The organism is Finegoldia magna, from assembly GCF_018371055.1.
Classification (GTDB): Bacteria; Bacillota; Clostridia; order Tissierellales; family Peptoniphilaceae; genus Finegoldia; species Finegoldia magna_I.
In genome coordinates, this window is sequence record NZ_JAGYZD010000134.1 from 1 (window position 1) to 4,748 (window position 4,748).

Annotated in this window: 5 protein-coding genes; 2 read left to right on the forward strand and 3 right to left on the reverse strand. The window is 32.5% G+C overall.

The annotated features are described in order from the left end of the window. The 3 genes from KHW44_RS06435 to udk all read right to left on the reverse strand — a co-directional run. The coding region (locus KHW44_RS06435; RefSeq protein WP_304067397.1) for a PLDc N-terminal domain-containing protein at positions 1-620 on the reverse strand (620 nt) is incomplete at its 3' end. Positions 621-722: 102 nt separating this feature from the next. Beyond that, positions 723-1,970: a tyrosine--tRNA ligase gene (gene tyrS / locus KHW44_RS06440; protein WP_294684566.1), complete on the reverse strand. Its 1,248-nt coding sequence runs from the start codon at positions 1,968-1,970 to the stop codon at positions 723-725. A 225-nt stretch (positions 1,971-2,195) separates the two neighbouring features. Then, a complete protein-coding gene (udk, locus tag KHW44_RS06445; protein WP_304067402.1) occupies positions 2,196-2,804 on the reverse strand; it encodes a uridine kinase in 609 nt (202 codons plus the stop codon). Between the two features lie 214 nt (positions 2,805-3,018). Here udk and KHW44_RS06450 point away from each other — a divergent pair, with 214 nt between their 5' ends. Together KHW44_RS06450 and KHW44_RS06455 are read left to right on the forward strand one after the other, a co-directional pair. Beyond that, positions 3,019-3,426, forward strand: coding sequence for a hypothetical protein (locus KHW44_RS06450; RefSeq protein WP_002835700.1), 408 nt, complete (start codon positions 3,019-3,021; stop codon positions 3,424-3,426). A 126-nt stretch (positions 3,427-3,552) separates the two neighbouring features. Further along, positions 3,553-4,748 (forward strand): Tex-like N-terminal domain-containing protein (locus KHW44_RS06455; RefSeq protein ID WP_304067408.1); only part of this gene is annotated, 1,196 nt, incomplete at its 3' end.

Sequence of the window (4,748 nt, forward strand, 5' to 3'; positions counted from 1 at the left end):
CCGAAATCGTCGTACAAAATCCTGACGTCGACTCCTTCTTTTACTTTTTGTTCCAAAACTTCCAAAATATTATTGAACATGTATCCTTCTTCGATTATAAAAAACTCCAAGAAAATATAATCCTTTGCGTTTTTTAAATCTTCCATCAAATATTCAAAGAAAATCTCACCGTTTTTTAAATATTTCGAACTTGTTTTAGAAAATACAGGAGCGTGAGCTGTTGTGTTTATGTAAGTTGCGATTGACTTGGAGTCACCCTCCAATTCGTCAATTACATTACCATTTGACAAAATATGGTTATTAAACGATGAACTAATCGTATCCATTCGTCTTTGTTGTGCACGAACGAATCTGTTTCTTCTGAAAAACAAATAGAACACCGCTCCAAACAACGGGAATATCCATATAGGGATGAGCCATCCCAGTTTGAAACTCGGGTTTACATCGGTGTTGACCACCATTATAGTAAACGCGAAGGATATTATAATGTTTAATGTGTAGACATACACAAAATTTCTTTGAAAACTTAAAATCAAATAAACTAATAGCGAAATTTGAATAATAAATACAATTGCCAAAAGCATTATTCTACTAGTTAAAAATTTGAATAATTTTTTCATTTGCACCTCCACAAATATTTTTAAATTTATTTAATTATAACACAAAAACCACAACAATCTTTGAAAATCAATTCAAAATCGCCAGGGTTTATTTTTAAAATATTATACCAATTTTACTCTGTGATATACTTTTTTACCTTTTTTTATAATAAGTTCATCGTCGTTAAAATCGTGAATTGTTACAATTCTTTTTGGATCAGCTTCCTTATTGTCATTAACAGAAATTCCGTTTTGAGTTACAAGTCTACGCGCTTCACTGTTTGATTGAGTAAGTCCTGTCATTGTCAACAAATTCAACAAACCAATTCCATTTTCAAAATCCAAAGCTTTCATTTCAGTTGTTGGCATATTTTCATCAACAGCGTTTGAATTGAACAATGCGTTTGCTGTTTGACGTGCTTCTTCTGCTTTTTCTTCTCCGTGAACTAATTTGCACACTTCAAATGCCAAAACTTCCTTAGCTTTATTGATGTCACTTCCCTCTAAGCTACCAAGTCTCTTGCATTCTTCAGTTGGCAAGAATGTCAACATCAACAAGAATTTTTCAACATCTCTGTCGTCTACATTTCTCATGTATTGGAATAAATCATAAGGAGTTGTCTTGCTTTCGTCCAACCATACAGCGCCTTTTTGTGATTTACCCATTTTAACTCCGTCAGCAGTAGTTAAAAGTTTGAAAGTCATAGCGTAAACTTTGTCGTTTTCTAATTTTCTAACCAAATCGTATCCGCCCAAAATATTAGACCATTGATCAGAACCGCCCATTTGCAATTTACAACCGTATTTTCTGTACAATACCAAATAATCGTATGATTGCATCAACATATAACTAAATTCGAAAAACGTTAGACCTTTTTTCATTCTATTTTTGTAACTTTCCAAAGTCAACATTTGATTTACAGAAAAATGAACGCCGATTTCTCTCATGAAATCTAAAAAATTCAAATTCAACAACCAATTCTTGTTGTTTTCAATGTAAGCCTTGTCTTCGCCAAAATCGATGAATCTTGTCATTTGAGAATAAAATCTTCTGGCATTTTCATCGATAACTTCCTTAGTCATAATACTTCTCATATCGTTACGACCAGAAGGATCGCCAATCATTGTAGTTCCACCACCTAAAAGGCAAATTGGAATGTGACCGTGAGCTTGCATTCTCATCATAACCATCAATTGAATAAAATGACCAATAGTCAAACTATCTGCAGTCGCATCAAATCCAATGTAAAATGGAACTCTTTCTTTTCCGAGCAAATCCCTCAATTCATCTTCGTATGTAGCTTGTTCAAAATATCCACGCGCTACCAATTCGTCGTACACATTTTCATGTTCAAATTCGTAATTAATCATAAACTCCTCCTATAAAATAAAAAAACTCTTGACACGAAAGGGCGAATCTACGCGGTACCACCTTTCTTATCAAAAGCTTATGTTCCATGCAAAGTATGAAACTACCTTGAAAACTCATGTGTTGTAATTCCCGAATAATCGGTACTGGTCACAATCATAATTTTCTATTGAGTTATTAAAATTTTATACTAGAAACTAATTCTAGTCAATAGCAAAATGCTTTTTTTATAATTTCGTAGCCAAATGATTGATAAGAACATCGATAGCAACCTTGTTCTTGCCACCTTTTGGCACAATCAAATCGGCAAATTTCTTACTAGGTTCCACAAAAAGTTCATGCATTGGCTTAACAGTTTCCATATATTGAGTCAAAATCGATTCAATAGTTCTGTTTCTTTCGACCAAATCTCTTGTAATTCTTCTTTTGAGTCTGACATCTCCATCGCAGTCTACGAAGACTTTCATATCCATTAAATTGCGAAGTTCTTCATTCTCCAAAACCAAAATTCCTTCTACAATCACAATTGGCTTTGGGATTTTTTTCAAAGTATCAGAGCTTCTAGTGTGAATTGTAAAATCGTAAGTTGGAATGTCGATTTCTTCATTATTTATAATTTTTTTAACATGCTCAATCAACAAATCCGTTTCAAAAGCTTGGGGATGATCGTAATTCAAACTAGCACGTTCATCCATAGTCAAATTGTCATGAGCAAAGTAATAATTATCGTGTTCAATAATTTCTATCTTATCTTCAAAATGTTTTTTCAAAGTCCTCACGATTTCAGTCTTACCTGAAGCACTTCCACCTGCGACTCCCACAATATACGGTTTCATAATAGCCTCCTAGTTATTAGTTAATTTTAATATAAATTTTACAATTTTTCAAGGTTGTAAATTAGGATAACCTTTTAATAATTTGTAGATTAAAATTATAAATTGTGCTAAAATAATATTGAAATGTTTTATTTTGTAAATTTTATTACAAACTTTACAAAAAATTCAAGCAAATCACAATCACGGAAAATGTTTTAACAAAAGGAGATTTAAAATGTCAAAAAACACAAAACTTATTATTTACTCGTTGATTTACATATTGTTCATGATAATCATCAGATACACATTGTCTCATGCACATGGATTTTTGATTGACCATTGCTTGATGATATTCTTAGCTATCGCAGTAGTCCTTGGATATTTTCATGGATTTATTTTCAAATTCAATTTTACGATTGTTTTCGTAGCGATATTTATGATGCTTTTCATCGGACAAATGACACCTCCATCAAGAGGATTTATAGAATATTCATTTATCGACTTTTATTACGTGTCAGCGGCGACGATTTTTATGTTAGTAGCAGACATTGCTGGATCCATAAGAAAAACTCACTTGATTCAAAAAGAGATTTTCTTGGAACAATTAGAAAAAGAAAAAAACGCTAAGTTATTTAAAAAATAATTAATCAAACCATCAAGTGCACGCTTGGTGGTTTTTAGAATTTTACCTCAAAATGCTTTAATCTGGAAAAATAAATAAAATAATGTTAAAATATAGATTATAGTTTATTAAAAGAGAAGGAAGAGAATGAATATACTACAAAAATTATCAGAAGAATTAGACATAAAATATGATAACGTTGTTAAGACAGTTGAATTATTAGATGAGGGAAATACAATTCCATTTATCGCCAGATACAGAAAAGAAATCACTGGGAATTTGACTGACGAAACGTTGAGACAATTAAACGATAGGCTTACATATTTGAGAAACTTGCAAGAAAGAAAAGACGACATCACAAGTCTTATCGATGAGCAAGGAAAACTCACTGAAGATTTGAAAAAACAAATCGACGAAGCAACTATTTTGACAGAATTAGAAGATATTTATCTTCCATTTAAGCCTAAGAAAAGAACTCGTGGATCAATCGCTGTAGAATTGGGACTTCAACCAGTAGCAGATATGATAATGGAGAAAACTCACTCTTTATCTGAGATTGAGAAAAAAGCCTCAGAATTTGTCAACGGAGAAGAAATCAAAACAGTTGATGATGCTATTAGTAAAAGTTTGGACATCATAGCAGAATTCGTATCTGAACAAAAAGTATTCAGAGATATAGTTCGTAATTCGTTCATAACAGATGGGGTTATGAAAACTGAAGAAAAAAACGAAGACGATTCTGGCACATACAAGATGTACTACGATTATTCAGAAAAAGTAAAAGATGTCAAAGCACACAGAGTTCTTGCGGTATTTAGAGGAGAAAAAGAAGGATTCTTGAAAGTTTCATTCATTTTAAATGACGATTACAATATTTTCAAAATAATGAGAAAAATCGCAAGAGCAAATGATTTTGAAAGTTATGATTTGATTGAAAAAGCTGTCAAAGACAGCTACAAAAGATTAATCGTTCCATCAATTGAGACAGAAGTGCGCCAAAGCATGAAAGAAATGGCAGACGACGAATCAATCGGCGTATTCAAAAGCAATTTGAAGCCTTATTTGATGCAACCACCTATCAAGGAAACAGCGATAATTGGACTTGACCCGGGATTTAGAACTGGTTGCAAAGTTGCTGTAATTTCTGAATACGGAGATTTCTTGGATAGTGCTGTAATTTATGTAACTGATGCAAGAAAACAAATCCAAAGAGCAGACGAAACTTTGAAGGAATTTATCGACAAATACAACGTCAAACTAATCGCAATCGGTAACGGAACAGCTTCTCGTGAAACAGAAAAATACGTATCTGATTTGTTAGCGCAAATCGACGATGAAATCTT